Here is a 21,443-nt window from a genome sequence, read left to right as displayed (position 1 = left end):
GTTGTTTTAGTTAAGTTAGAGTAACACGTTTGCTAAGTTTGCCAATTCACTGCGTTCGCCCTTTTGTAGCGTAATATGCGCATAAAGAGGATGGTTTTTTGCATTCTCGATGAGGTAGGATAATCCATTACTTTCTGAGTCCAGGTAAGGCGTGTCTATTTGATAGATATCGCCTGTAAAGACGATTTTTGTATTTTCGCCAGCTCTCGAAATAATGGTTTTAACTTCATGAGGCGTTAAGTTCTGGGCCTCATCAATAATGAAGAAGATTTTGGTTAGCGTTCTCCCTCTAATAAACGCTAGTGGTGCTATGGCAATCTTCTCTGTCGTGATCAGTTCATCAATTTTCGCCGACATTTTATCATCGCCAACAAACTGATCTTTAATAAAGCGTAGGTTGTCCCAAATTGGGGCCATGAACGGGTCTGTTTTCGATTTTGCATCTCCAGGTAAAAAGCCAATATCTTTATTACTAAGAGATACAATGGGTCGGGTAATATAAATTTGTCTAAAATCTCTGCGCTGCTCAAGTGCACTGGCAAGCGCTAAAAGTGTTTTTCCTGTGCCGGCATTCCCCTGGATGCTAACGAGCTTAATATTTTCATCTAATAAAGCGTGAATGGCAAATGCCTGTTCGATGTTTTTGGGCTTTATTTTAAAAATCGGATCTGTAGAAACTAAAGAAATGGTTTGATTATTATGGTTAAAAAAAACGTTGGCGGTTTTTCTTTTATTTTTTAAAACGAAGAAATGATTTCCTTCTTTAGCTGGCAGGCCAATATTTGCTGATCCTAAGATTTTATCTTTTTTTACGGATTCAATTATTGATTCATCGAAGTTAAGAAGCTCTGTTTTACCAGCATAAAGCTCATCTACATTCTTGATTTTACCTGTTTCGTAGTCCTCAGCAAATAAATCAAGAGCTTTTGCTTTTAAACGTAAGCAGATATCTTTCGAAACCAATACTACTTTTTTCTCCGGATTTTCTTCGCGTAAGCTTAAAGCAGCATTCAAGATTTTATGGTCGGTTTTACCTTTTCCAAAAATTTCCTCGGCATTTACTTTTAGCGGCTGTTCGTTTAATATTACTTTGAACTTGCCTGCGTTTTGCGCCTTCAGTGCCACCCAATCGCTAATCAGTTTTTCCTTGGATGTTTGATCGATCAATCGGATAAAACTTCGGGCTTCGAAATTTCTAGTATCGTTACCACTTTTAAAATTATCGAGTTCTTCTAAAACTTGGATAGGAATAGCCACGTCGTGTTCGTGAAAGTTATTGATTGCATCATGATCATATAAAATGACTGATGTATCTAAAACAAAAATCTTTTTCTTGGGGTCAGAAGTTAATTTACCTTTTGTGGCCATTTGGTAAATTTACTGTTTTAGCAAATAATAGCCGAAAGATTGATCATTCTTTTTAAATGATTTTAAAAATGAAGCCAAATAAAAACGGGGTCCTTCTTCTTTCGATTCAGTTCCCCGTTTTAACCTTAAAATCAACCGTAGTTGTGTTTAAAGCATCTAATTCTTGTTACTCTGATTTTTCCGTTTTCGCTAGGTTTTGCAACTTTTACGATTCGTGAAAATTTATTTCCAACTATTCTGTCCGTAAACTTCTTAGTTTTCAATAAGCTCTGTTTGGGCCTGTGCAATTTTCATAATAGCGATCTTTCGATGGAGGCTATTCTATATTCATACTCAGTTTAACCCTTTCTGAAATTAATTGTTTTCCCTGTAAACGTATCCGAAACAATTCCCTTTTCAGTTCCTTATCTCTTTTGGATTGTTTTCTCAGAATTCAAAGTACTTCGTATTTGATATCATCTAATTTAGCAGGAAAACACATTCTTGTCAAGAGAAATCTGAAATAAATTATCAACAAAATTATCAACGTGATATAGCTGTTTATCAACATGTTTAGCTAAATAAATTGGCGATTTTACCTATAATAACGACGATTAGAAGATTTATGAACATTTATAAAAATCTAGTTTATCAACACTAGGCAAATATTTGAGAACCAGCGGGCTAAGTAAATTCTGCTTAATAATTAATTTTTTTGTAAAAACTTAATTTTACAGGCAACAAAAAACCTCTGTATTATGTTATTTTTGTACATGCAGATTAGGCAACCCATCAGAAATATTCAAGACTTTTTATTGAGTACCTATTTTGCTGATGGTTTACGCATTACCATTGGCGTGCTTCTCCCCTCGCTTATTCTGGCACAATTTGGCCTGTTAACTTACGGCATGACGCTTTCCCTTGGCGCTTTGTGCGTAAGCGTAGTCGATAGTCCGGGGCCAATGGTTCACAGGCGAAACGCCATGTTGGTTACTACCGTACTGATATTTCTTTTTTCCATTATTACCGGCTTAACAAACAAAAGCCACTATTTTATCGGCTTTTTACTGGCTATTTCGAGTTTCATATTCTCCATGTTTTATATCTATGGCGTTAGAGCGGCGTCGGTTGGAACTGCGGTTTTATTAATCATGGTGTTGAGTATTGATGATGTTCGCCCATGGCAGGATGTGATTATTCACGCATTAATGGTTTTGGCCGGCAGTTTATGGTACACGGGCTTAAGTTATTTTGTGTACCGCCTTCGCCCCTTCAGGCTTGTACAGCAATCGTTAAGCGATTCAATTTTAGAAGTAGCGGAGTTTTTAAGAGAGAAGGCTAAATTCTATCATCAGAATAATAATTATGATAAAACTTATGCGGATTTACTGCAGCTCCAGGTTTCTGTTCATGAAAAACAAGATGCAGTAAGGGAATTACTTTTCAGAACCAGGGAAATTGTAAGGGACTCTAGTCCGGAGGGGCGTTTCCTTTTACTGGTTTTTGTAGATATGGTTGATTTATTTGAGCAGGTAATGTCTACCTATTACAATTATCAACAGTTGCACGATCAATTTGACAAGGCAGGAATTCTATCAGACTACGAGATGGCCATTAAACGGATTTCTTACGCCCTTGACGATATTGCTTTCGCCTTAAAAAGTGGTGGCAAGCCCGTAATCTCCAAAAGGTTATTAATAGAAATTGAGCGTTTAAAAATTAAAATCAACAATCTGGAAAAAAATAATGTCAATCAGGAATATAGTACTATTGGCATCATCGCTTTGAAGAACATTGAAGTGAATATTGAGAATATTCTGGCAAGAGTGAAAACGATATTTAGTTATTTCAAAGTACGTACCAACAAAGATCTTAGAAGAGCGGAAGTTGATACAGAGAAGTTTATTAAGCGCCAGAAATTTGATTTTGATCTATTTAAAGAAAACTTAACGTACAGTTCTTCTACTTTTAGGCACTCCTTACGGGTTACTGTTGTAATGACGTTAGGATTTATCGTTTCGCAAATACTTGATTTTTCCCATAGCTATTGGATTTTATTAACCATACTGGTGATTTCAAAGCCCGGTTTTAGCTTAACTAAAGAGCGTAACTATCAACGCTTAATCGGAACTACGGTAGGCGCTTTTATAGGGATGGCTGTCGTCAGTTATATTCATGATAAAAACGCCTTATTTACTATTTTGCTCATCTGCATGATTGGCAGTTATAGTTTTCAACGTAAAAATTACGTAGTTAGCGTGCTCTTTATGACTCCTTATATTCTTATCCTTTTCGATTTTCTGGGTATGGGTTCTATTGCATTGGCTCGAGAAAGGATTTATGATACTTTCATTGGATCAGGCATTGCATTGTTGGCTAGCTACTCTTTGTTTCCCACATGGGAACATGAAAAATTAAAAGAAGCCATGACTGATATCATAAAAGCTAACAAAGCCTACTATGAGCAAGTGGTAAAATTGTATTTTGAAAAGGTATATAACAGAACGGATTATAAATTGGCCAGAAAAGAAGTGTATGTAGCCACAGCTAATCTAGCTTCCTTATTTCAAAGAATGTTTTCTGAGCCAAAGAGCAAGCAGCTTTACATAAAAGAAGTGCATCAATTTACTGCATTAAGTCATTTATTGTCTTCGTATGTAGCTACGCTTTCTTTGTATAATAAAGAGCATGAATTTATATTTGAGAATTTCGATGCATTAAAACCAATGGCACAAAACACTAATTATTTGCTCGATACTTCAATAAATAATTTAGTTGAGGGAAATGACGCGATAGGAAACGTTCCGTTAATTAGGTTGGCTGATACCGGCGTAACGATTAACGAAGGTAAAGATCTAGTTCCCGAACAATTTGATTTGATACAAAAAGTGGCTTATGATATTTATAAACTAACTTTAAAAGTCAAAATCTAATTCTTTTTCATAAGCTCGATGATATTACAAGTATTTAAAGGCAATGTATATTGAAGTCCGTTGTCGAGTTTAAAAATGATTTGCGTTTCACAGGATAACTTCATAGCCGCCAGATCATCTCCATTGAAAATAATTGGGAAAAATTTCTGTTCTGGATTATCCGTTTTGACAGTTTCTTCTCTTTCTTTAAATTTTAATTTAAACTCAACCTCTTTTGATTTAATGTAGATTTTATCGACTTTTTTATAAGTAACATTGACAGAAAAATTAATCATCAGTTGACTATTGTTTGAATTATCATTGTTTTTAAATAATTCATAAGCGTAATAACTATTCTCGTTCCGAAAATATTGATAGTCTATTATACGCTTGTTTTGTTGGCTATAGGCCCATTCGCCTATTAAAATAAAAGCAAACATTAAAAAGATTTTTTTCATCATTTAAAATTTTGGACAAGGGACTTTGAAGCCTTTAAAATTATTATGTCGGTAAATGAGCGACAATTCATAAGTGCGTGGCGTTGCACTCATCAATTTGTTTCCGTAAACGGTGTAATTTAAGCCAGCGCTCACATCGCCCATTGTAACGCCCAAGTAAGGATAAAATGAGGCCTCGTTAAACTTGAACCACATTCCGAAGTTTAATTTCAATCGAGTTTCATCATTGGGTTTTAATCCCACGACAGTACCCAAGATAGTGTCTTTATTATTTCGCTGAACATTATAAACGCCAGTTACATTTAAATCGAGATAATTACTAAGCAAATAAAGCATCCCAAAATTTACCGTTTGCCTGGAAGGAACATATTGGTTTGTGTTATTCAGGAGTGTTTCCTGAGGTTTTGAGAGGTGATAATGCGCATATCCCAAAACGAAACTAACATGATCAAAAGTAGCTGAAAAATTACCGCCAATATTTACATCGAAGTATGATGTTTTATCGTTCTTCAAATCCAGGTAATTCGGTAGTGAATTGTCGAACCCTCCATCAGTATATTGCGATGCAAAAGTTAGTTTGTTATAATCTAAAAATCTAGAAACATAAGACACTTGTGGCGCCAAACCGAACTTGAACCGGTGATCCACATCAAGATATTGATAATAAGACATGCTTGCACTGATATACTGCGACTTTAGCGCTTTGTTAAACGATTCATCAAATAAACCGCTTAAACCTAAACTGAATACGCTGTTGGTGAAATTTTCGTCTTCCACAAGCTTAACATCGCCAGAAACACTATAAGTATTGTAAGGATCGCCTAAATTTCCCCATTGCTGGCGTGTGTTTACCGCAAGGCGATACTCGCCATCAAAAAAACCTGTAAAAGCTGGGTTCAGAGACAGAGGAGCCGCAAAGTATTGTGAAAACTTTGGATCCTGTGCAGAACAACATAATGTAACCAAGCACAAAAATGAAAGGAGAAGCGATTTGTACATTATAATATCAATATGGTTTTACCTGTAGTTTGAAATTTTCCGCCAAAGGTGTCAATCCCTTCTGCAAACCATGAAAATGTTTCTAATGGTTGCATTTTGCTTTTAAATTGACCATCCCAACCATTTGCGGCTAAATCAGTCTGAAAAACGAGAATTCCCCATTTATTGAAAACCTTGAAACTTGTCAACTTTTGAATACTTACCAAAAATGGATACAATCGGTTATTTGTATCCTTATTTGGTGTAAACGCTGTTGGAACAACAATTTTAGGCTGAGGTAAAATGTTAAGTTCTATCGATGCCGAAACTGAACATCCCTTGTCATTTTGAAGGGAGATATAATAAATGCCAGCTTTATTAATTCTCGTAGGATCAACAATTGGCCGACTTAATGATGCATCATAAAAATAGCCAACCTTGACGTAATCTTTGCTTCCCTTTATAATTTCTGCCGAAGTAAGATCAATAAAATCGTTATCAAAAATAGGTCTTGGTTTATTGAGAACGATGGTTGGCAATGGATCAACGGTTACTTTTAGTTTACTATAAACGAAGCAACCAGATGGGTTTGTAGCCTTAACAAAGTAAATCCCCGATTTAGATACCGTTTTTGGATTCAACAGTTTCTCAGTCAACCCCTCGTTTGTATAGAACGAATAACTTAATTGCTCAGAACTTCCTTCAAAAAGATTGGGGTTAGTTAAATCAATTTTTTCGGGATAACACACTTCAGATGGGTCTTTAACAACCAAAACCGGCAGATCATTAATCATAACATCAATTTTGTTGTTTACCGAACAACCTTGTGCATTAGTAGCAGTTACGTAGTAAGTTCCGGTTTTAGCTACGTTTTCTGGATTAGTAAGGGGGATTGTTAGCGCTGCATCTTCGAAAAACTTGTACTGGAAGGAATCATCGCTACCAGCAAAAATACTTGGAGATGATATGTTAACCTTATTTGGAAAACATACCGCAGTGGGATTACTAATCTTTAATATAGGTTTTGGACTGATTTCAACTTTAATCGGGAGAATTTTGTTGCAACCGGAATTATTAGAAAAATTAACATAATAAATGCCAGAGGCGTTTACTGCATTAGGATTTGGCAAAACTTTAGTGGCTTTTTCATCTTGAAAGTAAGTTCTAGAAATACCATCTAGCTTTGAATACAGGAGATTGTTTGTAATATCAACGGTTTCGTTATAACAAACTGCCGGAGGATTTTTCACTGTGATATTTGCAATATCGAATACAGCAACCTCAATTGTCGCAAAGCTTTCACAGCCTTTATAATTAGTGGCCTTAATGAAATATTTACTGTTTTGTGTTATCTTAACCAAGCCAGTAACTTGTTGTGTTAAATCCTTATCCTGATAAACCAGATAAGTAAATCCCTCATTTTTATTCAGAATATAATGAGCACTGGTCAAATCAATTTCAGTGTTTTCGCATACTGTGTTTTTTTCTTGGACTAGAACCTGATAATCGACACTATGCACTACAGCTTCTACGGAGCTAGGACATCCAAATCCATCATATGGCATTAAATCCAGGATAATTTTTGATCCTTCAGCGGGTGTGGGTTTTAACGTAATTGATTGGCCTGAACCATATTTCACAGATCTATCTGCATTATACCAATTGTAATTTTTGAAGCCGCTAGGTCCAGATATATTTAGCTCGTCGGCGCTTTTACAATAGGTATTGCCTACAATTAAATCGCCACAAAGATTATTTACATCTACATAAGCGTAGCCAAAATGACCACCTAGGGCACAATCTGCGCTAATGAATTCTATCAATAATTTTTTGCCCTGATAGCCAGATAAGTTAATGGTAACTGGTGTCCATTCTTTATAAATTACGGAGTTGTTGACCTTCGATTTTGTGAAACCTGGCAATGACGATGTTGCTACATACTCAAAGGATGCACAAGGAATATAAGCGTTTGTTTCAAGGTCTTTAACTCTGGCTATAAATCTTGGCTGCTCCTCCAAAGGGTGATTTGGATCTTCCAAGACAACAGCATACTGATAGGTTAAAGTGAATTCCGGCCTGTCTGCAGGCACGTTTAATAAATAAGATATGCCATCTGCTTGGGCTCCTGTACCATTGTTTCCCAACTTTACAGTAAAGTTGCCGCCATTTTTTGGGATCAGCGAAAAGCCTCCATAAAAGTCTTTCTCCGTTTTAGCAGAGATTAGCGTATGTCTGCCAGAAGCCGGATTGTTAACTTCATTGGTATAAATTACATTCTTGTTTTTGTCGATACTTGCAAGTCCGGTAAAAAGCTTCCAGTTCGAAAAATTTCCATTTTCGAAACCGATATTTTCCGGACAGGTTTGAGCACTCAATTTTGATGGAATAGCAATTATCGCTATCAGCAACATCAATAACAATTTATTAATCAACGGGACGATAATTAAAAAGTGATATTGTAAAAATATTATTTTAGTATCTGCTTAACATTTCAGTACCCCTTACAAAGGCTTTTATTACACGAAATATGACGCTCGCTATTCGGAATAGATCTTTATATCCATCGGTATTGATAACAGACTAGATATAACCTATTGATAAATAGAATTTTAAACCTCTGTAACGATTGTTGTACCAGTTGTGGGTACCTTACTCACCTCTATTAAAACCTTGATTTTTTTTGCTTTTTTACACAAAATATCTTTGCCTATCTAGTTTTAGCTAAAAATTGGGTTTAATCTGCGATTATGTTAAGCGTGTAGTGGTTGCAAACAATGCCGGATAGTGTTTGTTTATCTTGTTAAATAAATTATTATGGAAAAGCTATATACAGCTGAAGTTACAGCTACTGGAGGAAGAGATGGACACATTAAATCGAGCGATGGAATTTTAGATTTCGAACTTAGAAAGCCAAAAGAACTTGGTGGGCAAGGCGGAGCTACTAATCCCGAAGAATTATTTGCTGCGGCTTGGGGACCTTGTTATCTAGGGGCTTTAGGTTCGGTTGCAGAGCGTGAAGGCGTTGATGTGAGCGAAGCAAATGTTAAAGTGTTGGTTTCTTTCAATAAGGATGGAAATTCATTTGTATTATCTGCAGATTTAGATGTACATATTCCTGGAATATCTCATGAAGAAGCGCAGGCTATTGCTGATAAAGCACACAGAGCTTGCCCGTATTCGAAAGCTGTTAAAGGCAATATAGAGGTTAGAGTAACGGCAGTTTAAGCAACTGCAATTTTGATTATAAGTCGGCGGATTAAATTCTTCCGACTTTTTTGTTTAATAGTGTTAGAGTAATAATAACTTGCTGGCTAAACCGAGAATGAGGAGGAAACCAAAAACATCGGTAAAAGTGGTTATAATGATGGATGATGCAATAGCTGGATCAATCCCAACACGTTTTAATATCAACGGAATCCCCGCACCTGTTACCCCGGCTATTAAAAGATTTCCTGTCATGGCTAAAAATATGACTAAACCTAACATAGGGTTTCCATCAAAGAAAAAAGCAAAAATAAATACGATTATTCCGTTTACAGCTCCATTAATTAAACCTACCGTAAATTCTTTTAAAACCGTTCTGTAAGCCTGCTTGTCTGTTAAATCGTAAAGTGAGATACGCCTTACGGTTACCGCAAGCGCCTGTGTTGCTGCGTTCCCACCCATCCCGGCAATAATAGTCATGTAAGCGGCCAGCGATGGGATTAATTTAATGGTTGGGTCGAAATACCGTACAACAGAAGAAGCTAGAAATGCCGTGCCGAGGTTAATGATTAACCAAGGCAAACGTGATTTTACTGCCTCTACCCAATTACCGCTTAGTTCTTCATCTTCGGATACCCCGGAAATTTTCAAGATATCTTCAGTGCTCTCTGCTTCCATCACGTCGATCACGTCATCGAATGTAACCCTGCCTAATAATTTTTGGTTGTCATCAATTACCGGAATACTGGTTAAGTTATACTGCGAAATTAGATATGCTACCTCCTCCTGGTCAGTATCCGGATGAACATAAACGGCATCCATTTTAACCAGCTCGGTAATTTGAGCGTTATGTTTCGCTTTAATGATATCTTTTAATGATACAATTCCTTTGAATATTTTTTCGTCGTCTACTACATAAATGGTGTAAAACTCTTCCATTTCTTCACTCTGGCGAATGATTTCCTCAATGGCATCTTTTTTAGTGAGATTAATATTAACACAGATAATTTCTGTGTTCATTAAACCACCTGCAGTTTTTTCGTCGTAGGTTAAAAGATTCCTAATCTCTGTTGCATGTTCATCCTGCAAATCTTCCAGAATTTCTGCCTGCTCGTGATCTTCGAGTTGAGAAATAATATCGGTTGCATCATCATAGTCTAGTTCTTCTACAATTTCTGTACGCTTATCAGGATGAAGTTCAAATAGCAAGTCTTCTGGATGGGATTCTTCATCCATCTCAGAAATAATTTCTGATGCAATTTCTGCAGGAAGGATATTGATGATATGCCTTTGCTCAGATTTGTCTAATCTTTCGAATAAAATAGCAATTTCCGAAGCATGGTATTCCTCTAAAACCTCCTTTAAAGTTTCATCACCAGCTAAAATGGCATTTTTTACCTTTAGTACATCGCTTTTATCTATTTCGAATGACTGCATCGCTCCTTTGACCTAACCAATATGTGTTTGAAGCTACTAAGGTATAAAAAGCAAATAGAATTTACTTACTTAAACCAGCCCTTGCGCCAAAAATAAATCACTTGTATCACAGCAATTATGCCCATTACAATCCAGGTATAGGTGTAACCATGCGGACTATAGAGTTCGGGCATATTGTCTGGCATTACTTTGCCGGTTACGGGATCTTCCCGGCTAAAATTCATTCCATAAATACCTGCAATGAATGTTAAAGGAATGAATATAGACGAGATGATGGTCAGCACTTTCATAATCTCGTTCATCCTATTGCTGATGATTGAGAGATTCATATCAATATTTGCTGATGCAATTTCTTTCAAAGACTCAATAAAATCAATGATTTGGATGCAATGATCGTAGGCATCTTTCATGTATGTTTTGGTCAGATCAGAAATCAGCGGACTATCCGTTCTAATGATGTCGTTCAGCTTATCTCGTTCTGGCCAGGCAATTTTCCTAATGGTGATTAATGATCGTTTAATGGCTTGGGTATCGTACATGATTCTCTTATCAGGACGATCATAAAGTCTATCTTCGATGGCATCAAGCTCCTCTCCCCAAAAGTTCAACAGTGAAAAATAATTGTCGACAATTACATCCATTATCGCATACATCAAATAACTGCTTCCACCGATGCGGATATTCCCTTTGCCAATCTCCAATCGCTTCCTCACTGGCTCAAAGCAATCAGAATAGGTTTCCTGAAAAGTAATTAAGGTTCTTTCTGATAAGATAAAAGAGATTTGATCATTGCATAAAGTGCCGTCTTCACCTAAATAAAGATGTCTGCTTACAGAAAAAATATAATTATCGTTGTCATATTCATCCAGTTTTGGCCTTTGATAAGAACTTGTAATGTCTTCCAAAACCAACCTGCTAATGTCGAATTTCGAATAAAGTGTTTCGAACATATTTGGGTCTGCCAAACCCTTTATATCGAACCAATAATTATAGCTCTTATCCTGAATAAGCTTTTCTATATTATTGATGTTTTTCAGTTCCTCTTTTTTATGAGATTTATCATTGTAAGTATGAAGAACGATCACGGGCTTCAAAGCCTCATCATCAATGGCATAAAGCCCTGGGCTTGTTCCTGGCGCTGGAACTTTATAATGCTTGTGGCGACTGCGAGGTTTGTTTTTTCCCATTTTATAAATACAACTTGGCTTGTGGACCTTGGTTGAACAACAAATCAACTATACTTAAGTTGTTTAAAAATTGATGCCTGTCTTCAAAAACCTGATAATATGGCTTAGCGTTTACAATATCCTCATTTTTTTTAGGATTCATTATCCCTCTAAAGTCTAATTCCGGAGCAATTTGATCCTCATAAGAGGTTGTTGTACCCAAATCTATCTTTAGCTTTAGTTTTTGCAAAAGCCATTCCATCAGCTCCATATTGTAGTCAAAAAGGAATTCAAATCTATTTTGATAAAACTTCGATAGTTCATCCTCATAATATTCGAAATAAGCAGAGCTGCGGTAGCAAGTTTCTAAACTCAACCAATGTAAGCGTTGCCAATTGAAATCATAGCTGATGCGAACATCTTTCATTTTTTTATGCGTTTTTGATCCTTTTACCAATGGAACCGTTAAATCTAATTTCCCATTTGGAGAATAGATACTTGCTCTATTGCGGTACGTTTGCTTTGCTAAATGTTCATGTTTTTCTATTAAAAAATCACTACCAAATTGCTGTATCAAGCTAAAATAACCTACAGGAGGAAGATAAAATAATGGTAGTATAGCTGTATTCTGCATTTGAAAATTTATGTTTGTAGCTGAAACCAATAAAAATAATGATTAAAAGAGTGATGGCGCACATTGGCGTATTTTTTTTATACCTCGTGTCGCTACTACCACTGCCTGTTTTGTTTTTTTTTGCAAGATTACTATATTATCTTCTTTATTATGTAATCGGTTATCGAAAAAAAGTTGTTCGCCAGAATTTAGTGAACTCTTTTCCTGAAAAATCAAGTGATGAAATTATCGCTATAGAGAAAAAGTTTTTTATTTTCTTATCAGAACTGATTTTTGAGATCATCAAAATGACTACTATCTCTGAAAAAGAAACTTTAAAAAGGGTGAAATTTTCGGGCTTGGAACAATTGGAGAAACATTTTAATGCTGGTGAAAGTGTTTTGGCCTGTACCGGGCATTACGGAAATTGGGAATTAGGAACTTTAGCATTAGGTTTAAATATCTCTGCCAAAACAATGGTTATTTATAAACCGCTAACCAATAAAATCTTCGAAGCGTGGTTTAACTGTTTTAGAACAAAATATGGAAATATTTTTATCGCCATGCGCCAAACTTTAAGAGGCTTGGCTGCTTATAAAAACGAACCTACATTGTTTTGTTTTGCAACAGACCAGGCCCCTACCCGTCAGGAAACCAAATATTTTGTTGATTTTTTAAATCAGCCCACTGCAGCTTTGTTAGGCGTAGAAAAAATTGCCAAATCAACAAACAGACCAATTTATTATTTTAAAGTTACAGTAGTGAAGAAAGGTTATTACCATGTTGAGGTTTTGCCTATGTGTTTAAATCCGTCATTAGTGGATGAATACGAAATTACTAACTTGCACTTTAAATTTTTAGAAGATATTATAAAAGAACAGCCACAGTATTGGTTATGGAGCCATAAACGCTGGAAATTTAAACCTGAATAACAACATGAATCCCTCAGTAGCCGTTGTCATATTAAACTGGAATGGAAAGGCTTTTCTACAACAATTTTTACCAGGAATATTACTTACCCAATACGATAATCTGCAAATTATTGTAGGTGATAATGCATCTACAGATGATTCTGTGGCATTTTTAGAAATTAACTTTCCTACAGTTAAAATCATTAAAAACGATTTAAATTATGGTTTTGCTGGTGGTTACAATAAGGTTTTGGAGCGGGTTGAAGCGGAGTATTTTGTGCTCTTAAATTCGGATGTTGAAGTGACATCCAACTGGATTAAGCCCGTTATCGATTTAATGGAAAGCGATGATTCTATCGCGGCCGCCCAGCCAAAAATTAAATCTCAGTTAAAGAAAAGCGATTTTGAATATGCAGGTGCCGCCGGTGGTTATCTGGATATTTATGCCTATCCATTTTGCAGAGGTCGTTTGTTTAATGTTTACGAGTCGGATGAGGGGCAGTACAACGATCAAAAAGAAATATTTTGGGCAAGTGGTGCAGCGTTTTTTATTAAAAGCAGATGCTGGATAGAAACAGGAGGCCTGGATGCCGACTTGTTTGCCCACATGGAAGAAATAGATTTGTGCTGGCGATTGAAAAATTTAAATTATAAAATTATGTACTGCCCTACCTCGGAAGTTTTTCATGTTGGCGGCGGTACATTACAAACTGAAAACCCTTTTAAAACTTATCTAAATTTCAGGAACAACCTGATTATTATGCAGAAAAATTTGCCTGCAAGTGATGCTTTTTTTAGAATAGGCATTAGAATGTGGATAGATTTTGTGGCTTGGTGGCACTTCCTATTATCGGGAAAACCTAAATTTACATTGGCTGTAACAAAAGGACATTGGCATTTTATCAAATCGATTGCCAAAACAAATAAAAAACGAACTTCGGTACAGAAGCCTTATGCTACACACGCTGGCGTATATAACAATAGCGTAGTTTGGGCATTCTTCATCAAGAAAATAAAATATTTTAGTAAACTCTACTAATCTATAGCTTCATCGAGTTATCGGATGCGGTGAAAATGCATCTTGATTAGGATAGGCTACTTATTTCTGTATTAAACTTTCAATAGCTAAACGATAACCTTTCATTCCAAACCCGGTTAACACACCCTGACAATTTTTTCCGGTTAAAGATACATGTCTATATTCTTCACGGGCATAAATGTTCGATACGTGTACCTCAACCACTGGTGCTTTAATTGCTGCAATGGCATCGGCAATCGCTACAGAAGTATGTGTATAACCACCTGCATTTAGCACTACCCCATCATAACTAAAGCCAACTTCATGTAATTTATTAATTAATTCGCCTTCTACATTGCTTTGAAAATACGCTATTTCTATGTTGGGATATAATAATTTAAGCTCCTTCACATAATCTTCAATGCTTACATTGCCATAAATAGAAGGTTCACGAACGCCAAGTAAATTTAAATTTGGGCCGTTAATTATTTGAATTTTCATGATCAATTAATGGTTTTATGTTGTAACGTTGCAATGTTATAAAAAATCTTAAATAAAAGCATGCTTTGGCAATCATATATTAAAGGATTTAGAGCTTACTTAAAATTAGAGAGATCGCTTTCTGATCATTCTGTACAGGCATACCTGAATGATATCACTAAATTGAGCCAGTATTTCGAAGCTGTAAAAGAGGAACCCAAATTAACGGATATAAAGGCCTCTGATATCAAATCATTTATCAGTTGGTTAAATAACCTAGGTATGCTAGCCAGTACGCAAGCCCGGGTAATTTCAGGTATGAAAGCATTTTTCACCTATTTAATGTTGGAAGAAGTCATTCAAATCGATCCGATGGCATTGATCGAAGCGCCAAAACTAAGTCGAAAGTTGCCTGATATGCTGAATATTCACGAAATCAATGGTCTTATTGAGGCTATTGATGCTTCGAAACCAGAAGGAATGCGCAACAAAGCTATTTTAGAAGTGCTTTATGGATGCGGGTTGAGGGTTTCTGAACTAACAGATTTGAAAATTTCGAACTTATATCCACAGATTGAATTTATAAAAGTTATCGGCAAAGGGAACAAAGAGCGATTGGTTCCTATTGGTGGAGTTGCTTTAAAACTACTGGATATATACTTAAATCAAGTTCGCAATCACATGACGATAAAAAAGGGAAATGAAGATTTTATTTTCCTTAATCGCTTTGGCGCAAAACTTTCTCGCATTTCGATTTTTAATTTAGTTAAAAGTCTTGCTTTAGCTACGGGCCTCAAAAAAACAATAAGTCCGCACACTTTGCGCCATTCTTTTGCAACACATTTAATAGAAGGTGGCGCCGATTTAAGAGCAGTACAGGAAATGCTGGGGCATTCCAGTATTACAACAACTGAAATTTACACCCATATCGATAGGGATTACTTGCGGGAAGTAATCACGCAGTTTCATCCGCGATCGTAATTGTCTAAACAAAGCTCGCTTTAATCATTCGGTTTTTACCCTGCATATCTTTTCTCAAATCGATAGTTGTAAATCCTTTAGTAGAGAGCATTTCCATCGTTTCCGATGACAAAAATTCATTAATCTCGAGGTACAAATTACCATTTGGGTTTAAGTTGGTTTTGGCAAACTCTGAAATAGCGTTGTAAAAAATCAATGGATTATCATCCTCAACAAACAATGCCAGCTGTGGCTCGTGATCTAACACATTAGCATGCATGCCTGCTTTTTCTAAGTCTCTGATGTAAGGTGGGTTACTCACAATTACATCATATTTTTCTTCACTTGAATATTTCAGGATATCCGCATGGATGAATGACAGTGGTGTATTCAGCTGAACCGCATTTCGCTGCGCTACTTCAAGTGCATCAGCAGAGACATCTAATGTTGAAACCGATGCTTTCGACAGGTGCTTTTTTAGGGTAATTGGAATGCAGCCCGAGCCTGTTCCAATATCCAATATTGTAATGGTATTTTTTTGATTTTTAATCTTGTAGTCTGAAATAATCCAATCTACCAACTCTTCTGTTTCAGGCCTTGGAATGAGTACATTTTCATTCACGATAAAGACTAAACGATAAAAATGGGCTTCGCCCAATATATATTGAATGGGCTTTCCAATGATCAAATCGTTGAGAATACTTAGCATTTTTTGGAGATGAACGAAGTCCATTACACTATCGCCCATCATGCGCAATCTCCCTGGTGAAAATCTCAAAACATGTTCTGCAGCCAGACTAAACATCGCTCTGGCTTCATCACCATCATATTGTTGACTTAATTCTTCTTTGAAATGCTCTTCTAACTCTCCTAATTTCATCGTTGTAAATTTAATATTTTTGAAACCATATCGATGATGTTTTTAAGGCTAATGGCTCATTTTTTAGTATTTTTGCGCAAATGACCAACGAATTTTACATGAAACGCTGCGTAGAGCTGGCGGCCTTAGCAATTGGAAATGTAAGTCCTAACCCCATGGTTGGCTGCGTAATTGTTCATAATGGGAAGATTATCGGTGAAGGTTATCATCAAGAATTTGGTAAGGCCCATGCAGAACCGAATGCTATAAAATCGGTTTTCGATCAGTACGGTGATGAAGGAAATGAATTATTAAAGCAAGCCATTGCTTATGTAAACTTAGAACCTTGTGCGCATTTTGGTAAAACCCCTCCCTGTGCCGATTTATTTGTAAAACATCAATTGAAAAAAGTTGTAATTGGCAATCGTGATCCGTTTTCGGGGGTAGATGGCAAAGGGATTGAGAAGTTAAGAAATGCGGGTATAGAAGTAATAAGTGGTGTTTTAGAGGAAGAGTGCAAATATTTTAACCGCAGATTTTTCACAAGAATTCTGCAGCAGCGCCCGTATATCATCCTTAAATGGGCAGAAACCGCAAACGGGTATTTTGCAACAAATGATGGTCACCAGAAATGGATCAGTGGCGCTTTAGCCAAAAGGATGGCCCATCAATGGCGGACAGAGGAAGATGCCATTTTAATTGGCAAGCAAACGGCCATCATCGATAATCCTCAACTCACAGCACGAGAGTGGCCAGGAAAAAATCCCACTCGCCTTGTAATTGATAAGAATCTCGATGTTCCAAAAAGCAATCATATTTTTAATGCTGAGGCTAAGACCATCATCTTCAATGAAATTAAAACTGATGTGGTTGGAAACGTTCACTACATTCAAATGGAAGATATGCATTTCTATCTGGCTCAAAAAATAGCCTTTCAACTTTATTTGATGGATACGCAAGCGGTAATTGTTGAAGGTGGTGCGAATATTTTAAAGCAATTTTTGGCGGCTAATATCTGGGATGAAGCCAGGATTTTTAGTTCTCAGGGCAGTTGGAACGACGGCATTCCTTCACCAGTGATTAACGGTCGTTTACAAGAGCAAATGCAGGTTGGTTCTGATCAACTATCCATCTATATTAATCAGCACAACTAAATGATATACATACTATTAAGCATTTGCTGCAGCGTTACAGTTGCCGTATTGCTAAAATTGGCAAAACGCTATCAAATCAATATCATTCAGGCAGTTACAGTAAATTATTTTGCTGCTTTAATCTTATGTTATGTTTTCTTTAAGCCAGATGTTGTTGTTTTAAATTCCAGTGCTCCATGGTCAATTTACTTATCGCTAGCAGTATTATTGCCTTCGGTATTTTTGCTTTTGGCTGCATCAATAAGAAACCTTGGTATTGTAAAAACCGATATCGCCCAGCGATTATCTCTTTTTATCCCAATTTTGGCTGCTTATTTTATATTCCGTGAAGATTTTAATCAACTAAAAATAATTGGTTTATTAGTTGGGTTTCCCGCTATCGTTTTAACTTTCCTTCGAAAAACTGATCAGAAGGAAAACCAGGTAAATTGGATTTATCCATTAATGGTTTTTATAGGTTTTGGTGTTATAGATGTACTCTTCAAACAAATTGCCTTATATAAGTTACTTCCATACACAACCTCGCTCTTCGTTATTTTTTGCCTAGCGTTTATCGTTTCGCTCATCATTGTAATCGTATTAATGATCAGTAGAAAAATCAAGATTCAGCTGGTTAATTTGGCTTGCGGCTTGGTTCTAGGATTATTTAATTTTGGTAACATTTTGTTCTATATGAAAGCCCATAAAGCCTTGTCCAACAATCCATCAACGGTTTTTGCAGCAATGAATATGGGGGTAATCGTAGTAGGAAGTTTAATTGGAATAATCATATTTAAGGAGAAATTAACAAAAATAAATTACCTCGGAATCGTGTTAGCCCTTGCTGCTGTCATCTTTATTACCTTGTCGCAAAATGCTGTTCGATGATTCTTATAAAACGATAGAAAATCCTTCAGAAGGAATTTTTCGTGATAAAGGCAGTAAATTCATCGCTTACGCCTATCCTATCCGCAATGAAGATGAGGTAAAGCCTATTATTGCAAATCTTCGTAATGAACATTCCAAGGCTAGACATTGGTGTTATGCCTATCGTTTAACTCCCGATCGTTCTGTTTTTCGTATTAACGATGATGGCGAACCCTCAGGCACTGCTGGCAGACCAATTTTGAATTGCTTACTTTCTGCCGATCTTACAAACATAGTGATCGTGGTGGTCCGTTATTTTGGTGGCACATTACTTGGTGTTCCTGGTTTAATAAATGCCTATAAAAATGCCAGTTTAGAGGCGATTACCTCTGCAAAAATTGTTACTAGAACAATAAATGATTTGTACGAAGTAAATTTTGATTATCTCCAGATGAATGATGTGATGAAACTGGTTAAAGAGGAAAACCTGATTATTCTACAGCAACACTTTGATGCCAATTGCATTTTAAAACTTGAGGTGAGAAAGGCACAACTGAATCAAGTTTTAAGTAAGTTTGATAAGATAAGTAACGTAAAACTGAAATATCTCCAAACCACTTAAGTGCCTAAACAAAATTTACTTTAAGCTAAGCAATTATGAAAATATCCGAAAGCGACTTAATTATCAATCCAGACGGGAGCATTTATCATTTGAATTTATTGCCAGAAGACGTTGCAGAAACAGTAATTACTGTTGGCGATCCGGATCGGGTGGCTGAAGTAAGTAAGTATTTTGATGAAATAGAATTAAAAAAGGGGAAAAGAGAATTCATCACGCATACCGGTTATGTAGGTAAAAAGCGGGTAACTGTGCTTTCTACCGGTATTGGTACGGATAACATAGATATCGTTTTTAACGAATTAGATGCTTTGGTCAATATAGATTTTGAAACCAGATTAATTAAAAAAAATCTTACTTCATTGAATATTATTCGTGTGGGTACTTCTGGTGCCGTTCAGGCCGATATCCCGATGGGTACTATTTTGGCTTCGAATTACGGGTTGGGTATGGACGCCTTAATGAACTATTATGTTCAGGAAGTTGCTAATGATGATAGAACTTTAAAGGCTGATATAAATAGGCATTTTGAGCATTTAAAAAACGTTAATCCCTATTTAACTGCTGCTAATGATACTTTGCTAAATACAATTGGAAAAGATTTACCACGAGGAATCACCATTACTGCTCCTGGATTTTATGCGCCACAGGGACGGGTAGTGAGAGCTGAGAATGCTGTCCCTAACTTCATAAGTTTAATAAATAGTTTCAATAGCAATCAATATCGCATTACCAATTTGGAAATGGAAACAGCGGGTATTTATGCATTGGCTAAGATATTAGGACATAAAGCTTTATCAATAAATGCAATTTTGGCAAGCCGTGTAAACTTTGAATTTAGTAAAGAACCGAATAAAATTGTAGAGCAGGCTATTAAACTGGTGCTAGAAAGAATTTAGTCACGCTAGCTTATTCTGTTTTCTAGCGTTATCTATTTTCCTCGAAATGCAACTCACACATTTTTATTTCCAGCCTTTAAGCAGTTGGAATTTTTTCCTGTACCAATTCATTGCCCTCACTATCTAGATAAGTACAAGTCATTGCTCCCAAATCAATCACCCATTTTTCTACGCCAGCATCTGCAGCTTGCTTACAGAAGGTCAAATAATCAGTATCTCCTTTTTGATGTATTTTTAAAGCATTACCCAATTTATCTGCAGATGATTCATCGTTAATGATAAGTGCCGGGTACTCCTGCGGACTTGCCTGCTGTGCATTGTCTTCATCATCAAAATAAATGGAAAGTCCGTTAGCCACATAAACATCATTTCTGACTACCCCCATTTCTTTAATTTCCTTAATAAACTGAGGGAAATCAGCACCGGTTTTTATTTTCGCTTCTGCAGTTTTAATATCTTGAAGGCTAAACATAAATTATTTGGCTAGTGATATTTTATAAATGGTAGTTTGTGTGTATAAATCCTCAGGCTGTAAAATAGTACTCGGAAATTCAGGAATATTGATTCCATTTGGGTGGTGCTGGGTTTCAATGCAAAAAGCGCTGTAAGCTTTATAATCTTTTCCGCCTTTGCCATTTTTTACATCAACGTATTTTGCGGTGTATAAATGTGCAACAGGCTCGGTGGTGTAAACACTTAAAGTTAAACCACTCTCTAACTCGCTCGTTTTACTTGCCAGAGATAAATCACCATAAATTTTATCAAGAACAAAGCTCTGATCATAACCTTCTTCAGGGTCCCAATCTTTTCCAATTTCCTTTAAGTGTGTAAAATCGAGCGGTGTTCCAGCTACCGGAATTAATTTTCCAGTTACTGAATAATTATCATCTTGCTCTAAATAATTCGACCCAAAAATTTGAAGTTGATGATTAGCAACATTTCCACCATCAGGAGATAGGTTAAAATAGCCATGGTGGGTTAAATTAATGGGAGTAGCTTTATCTGTTTCAGCTTCGTAGCTTAAAATAAGTTCATTATTCTCAGTCAATTCAAAAGTTAGAGAGATCACTAAATTGCCTGGAAAATTTTCCTCGCCATCTTCACTTTCATATTCTAACGTAACCAAGGTTTGATTTTCATCAACTTCAACAATATCCCAAACTTTTCTATCAAAACCTACCGTGCCGCCATGTAATGTTGCTGCACCAGCATTTTGAACCAATTGGAAGCGCTCTTCGCCAATGCTAAAACGACCATCTTTGATGCGATTGGCATAACGACCAATTACCGCTCCGAAGTAAGGATAGTTCTTCAAATATTCAGGATCAAGATATTGCTCAAAAGTATCGAAGCCTAATACAATATCCTGCATCTCACCTTTGGCATTTTGAACTATAAATTTGTTAATGATAGCACCATAATTAAAAATCTTAACGTAAGTGCCTTTGCTATTGGTTAGTTCAAGTGCGAAAATTTCTTCGTCATCAATAAATTTTCCTGTTGATGTTTGCTGAACGCTCATAAATTGTAACTTAGGATTTTTGTTTCGTAACAAACATAGCATTATTAATGCTTTTATAAA

20 protein-coding genes are annotated in these 21,443 nt (G+C 36.2%); 9 read left to right on the top strand and 11 right to left on the bottom strand.

The window, feature by feature from the left end; all coding sequences use genetic code 11:
- Positions 1-15: 15 nt before the first annotated feature.
- Complete coding sequence (locus ACZZZK_RS01070; protein WP_463482440.1) at positions 16-1,368, bottom strand: PhoH family protein; 1,353 nt, start codon at positions 1,366-1,368, stop codon at positions 16-18.
- A 737-nt stretch (positions 1,369-2,105) separates the two neighbouring features.
- Between ACZZZK_RS01070 and ACZZZK_RS01065 the strand changes: the two genes are divergently transcribed.
- Complete coding sequence (locus tag ACZZZK_RS01065) at positions 2,106-4,280, top strand: FUSC family protein (RefSeq protein ID WP_463482439.1); 2,175 nt, start codon at positions 2,106-2,108, stop codon at positions 4,278-4,280.
- Here the strand turns inward: ACZZZK_RS01065 and ACZZZK_RS01060 are convergent.
- Genes ACZZZK_RS01060 through ACZZZK_RS01050 form a run of 3 tightly spaced genes read right to left on the bottom strand, consistent with a single transcriptional unit; the run spans position 4,277 to position 8,127 of the window.
- Positions 4,277-4,720 (bottom strand): hypothetical protein, encoded by a 444-nt coding sequence (locus ACZZZK_RS01060; RefSeq protein WP_463482438.1) that lies wholly within the window; start codon positions 4,718-4,720, stop codon positions 4,277-4,279. The two genes, ACZZZK_RS01065 and ACZZZK_RS01060, sit on opposite strands and share 4 nt — an antisense overlap.
- Positions 4,721-5,716 carry a PorP/SprF family type IX secretion system membrane protein gene (locus ACZZZK_RS01055; RefSeq protein ID WP_463482437.1) on the bottom strand — a complete coding sequence of 332 codons (996 nt, stop codon included), beginning with the start codon at positions 5,714-5,716 and terminating at the stop codon, positions 4,721-4,723.
- Positions 5,716-8,127, bottom strand: coding sequence for a T9SS type B sorting domain-containing protein (locus ACZZZK_RS01050; protein WP_463482436.1), 2,412 nt, complete (start codon positions 8,125-8,127; stop codon positions 5,716-5,718). Before ACZZZK_RS01050 ends, ACZZZK_RS01055 begins: the two co-directional genes overlap by 1 nt.
- A 382-nt stretch (positions 8,128-8,509) precedes the next feature.
- Between ACZZZK_RS01050 and ACZZZK_RS01045 the strand changes: the two genes are divergently transcribed.
- Complete coding sequence (locus ACZZZK_RS01045) at positions 8,510-8,920, top strand: organic hydroperoxide resistance protein (protein ID WP_265798837.1); 411 nt, start codon at positions 8,510-8,512, stop codon at positions 8,918-8,920.
- 63 nt (positions 8,921-8,983) lie between these two features.
- Here the strand turns inward: ACZZZK_RS01045 and mgtE are convergent, their stop codons facing one another.
- The 3 genes from mgtE to ACZZZK_RS01030 form a co-directional block, all read right to left on the bottom strand.
- Positions 8,984-10,336 (bottom strand): magnesium transporter, encoded by a 1,353-nt coding sequence (gene mgtE, locus ACZZZK_RS01040; protein WP_265798836.1) that lies wholly within the window; start codon positions 10,334-10,336, stop codon positions 8,984-8,986.
- Positions 10,337-10,401: 65 nt separating this feature from the next.
- Positions 10,402-11,523: a magnesium/cobalt transporter CorA gene (gene corA, locus ACZZZK_RS01035; protein WP_463482435.1), complete on the bottom strand. Its 1,122-nt coding sequence runs from the start codon at positions 11,521-11,523 to the stop codon at positions 10,402-10,404.
- A gap of 1 nt (position 11,524) precedes the next feature.
- Complete coding sequence (locus ACZZZK_RS01030) at positions 11,525-12,136, bottom strand: WbqC family protein (protein ID WP_463482434.1); 612 nt, start codon at positions 12,134-12,136, stop codon at positions 11,525-11,527.
- Between the two features lie 38 nt (positions 12,137-12,174).
- Here ACZZZK_RS01030 and ACZZZK_RS01025 point away from each other — a divergent pair, with 38 nt between their 5' ends.
- A complete protein-coding gene (locus ACZZZK_RS01025) occupies positions 12,175-13,047 on the top strand; it encodes a lysophospholipid acyltransferase family protein (protein ID WP_463482433.1) in 873 nt (290 codons plus the stop codon).
- A gap of 4 nt (positions 13,048-13,051) precedes the next feature.
- Entirely contained in the window at positions 13,052-14,065 is a 1,014-nt protein-coding gene (locus tag ACZZZK_RS01020; RefSeq protein ID WP_463482432.1) for a glycosyltransferase family 2 protein, read from the top strand.
- Between the two features lie 60 nt (positions 14,066-14,125).
- On the opposite strand, the gene aroQ is transcribed toward ACZZZK_RS01020, so the two are convergent.
- On the bottom strand, positions 14,126-14,545 hold the full coding sequence (gene aroQ, locus ACZZZK_RS01015) for a type II 3-dehydroquinate dehydratase (RefSeq protein ID WP_463482431.1): 420 nt from the start codon (positions 14,543-14,545) through the stop codon (positions 14,126-14,128).
- A gap of 60 nt (positions 14,546-14,605) precedes the next feature.
- On the opposite strand from aroQ, the gene xerD reads away from it, so the two are divergent.
- Entirely contained in the window at positions 14,606-15,505 is a 900-nt protein-coding gene (gene xerD / locus ACZZZK_RS01010; protein WP_463482430.1) for a site-specific tyrosine recombinase XerD, read from the top strand.
- A gap of 4 nt (positions 15,506-15,509) precedes the next feature.
- On the opposite strand, the gene prmC is transcribed toward xerD, so the two are convergent.
- Complete coding sequence (gene prmC / locus ACZZZK_RS01005) at positions 15,510-16,364, bottom strand: peptide chain release factor N(5)-glutamine methyltransferase (RefSeq protein ID WP_463482429.1); 855 nt, start codon at positions 16,362-16,364, stop codon at positions 15,510-15,512.
- An 80-nt stretch (positions 16,365-16,444) separates the two neighbouring features.
- On the opposite strand from prmC, the gene ribD reads away from it, so the two are divergent.
- From ribD to ACZZZK_RS00985, 4 genes are read left to right on the top strand one after another with little or no spacing between them, the layout of a single operon-like run.
- Positions 16,445-17,497 carry a bifunctional diaminohydroxyphosphoribosylaminopyrimidine deaminase/5-amino-6-(5-phosphoribosylamino)uracil reductase RibD gene (gene ribD, locus ACZZZK_RS01000; RefSeq protein ID WP_463482428.1) on the top strand — a complete coding sequence of 351 codons (1,053 nt, stop codon included), beginning with the start codon at positions 16,445-16,447 and terminating at the stop codon, positions 17,495-17,497.
- On the top strand, positions 17,498-18,364 hold the full coding sequence (locus tag ACZZZK_RS00995; RefSeq protein ID WP_463482427.1) for an EamA family transporter: 867 nt from the start codon (positions 17,498-17,500) through the stop codon (positions 18,362-18,364). It begins immediately after the preceding gene.
- Positions 18,351-18,965 carry an IMPACT family protein gene (locus tag ACZZZK_RS00990; RefSeq protein WP_463482426.1) on the top strand — a complete coding sequence of 205 codons (615 nt, stop codon included), beginning with the start codon at positions 18,351-18,353 and terminating at the stop codon, positions 18,963-18,965. The genes ACZZZK_RS00995 and ACZZZK_RS00990 overlap by 14 nt, the downstream gene beginning before the upstream one ends.
- A gap of 35 nt (positions 18,966-19,000) precedes the next feature.
- Positions 19,001-19,861 carry a nucleoside phosphorylase gene (locus tag ACZZZK_RS00985; RefSeq protein ID WP_463482425.1) on the top strand — a complete coding sequence of 287 codons (861 nt, stop codon included), beginning with the start codon at positions 19,001-19,003 and terminating at the stop codon, positions 19,859-19,861.
- Between the two features lie 76 nt (positions 19,862-19,937).
- On the opposite strand, the gene ACZZZK_RS00980 is transcribed toward ACZZZK_RS00985, so the two are convergent.
- Both ACZZZK_RS00980 and ACZZZK_RS00975 read right to left on the bottom strand, forming a co-directional pair.
- Positions 19,938-20,333, bottom strand: coding sequence for a DUF1398 domain-containing protein (locus ACZZZK_RS00980; protein ID WP_463482424.1), 396 nt, complete (start codon positions 20,331-20,333; stop codon positions 19,938-19,940).
- Between the two features lie 3 nt (positions 20,334-20,336).
- Positions 20,337-21,383 (bottom strand): aldose epimerase family protein, encoded by a 1,047-nt coding sequence (locus ACZZZK_RS00975; protein WP_463482423.1) that lies wholly within the window; start codon positions 21,381-21,383, stop codon positions 20,337-20,339.
- Positions 21,384-21,443 lie beyond the last annotated feature (60 nt).

This window comes from Pedobacter sp. AC163, from assembly GCF_979258665.1.
The sequence above is the reverse complement of the archived record's forward strand: the minus strand, read 5'-3'. Positions and strand labels throughout refer to the sequence as shown.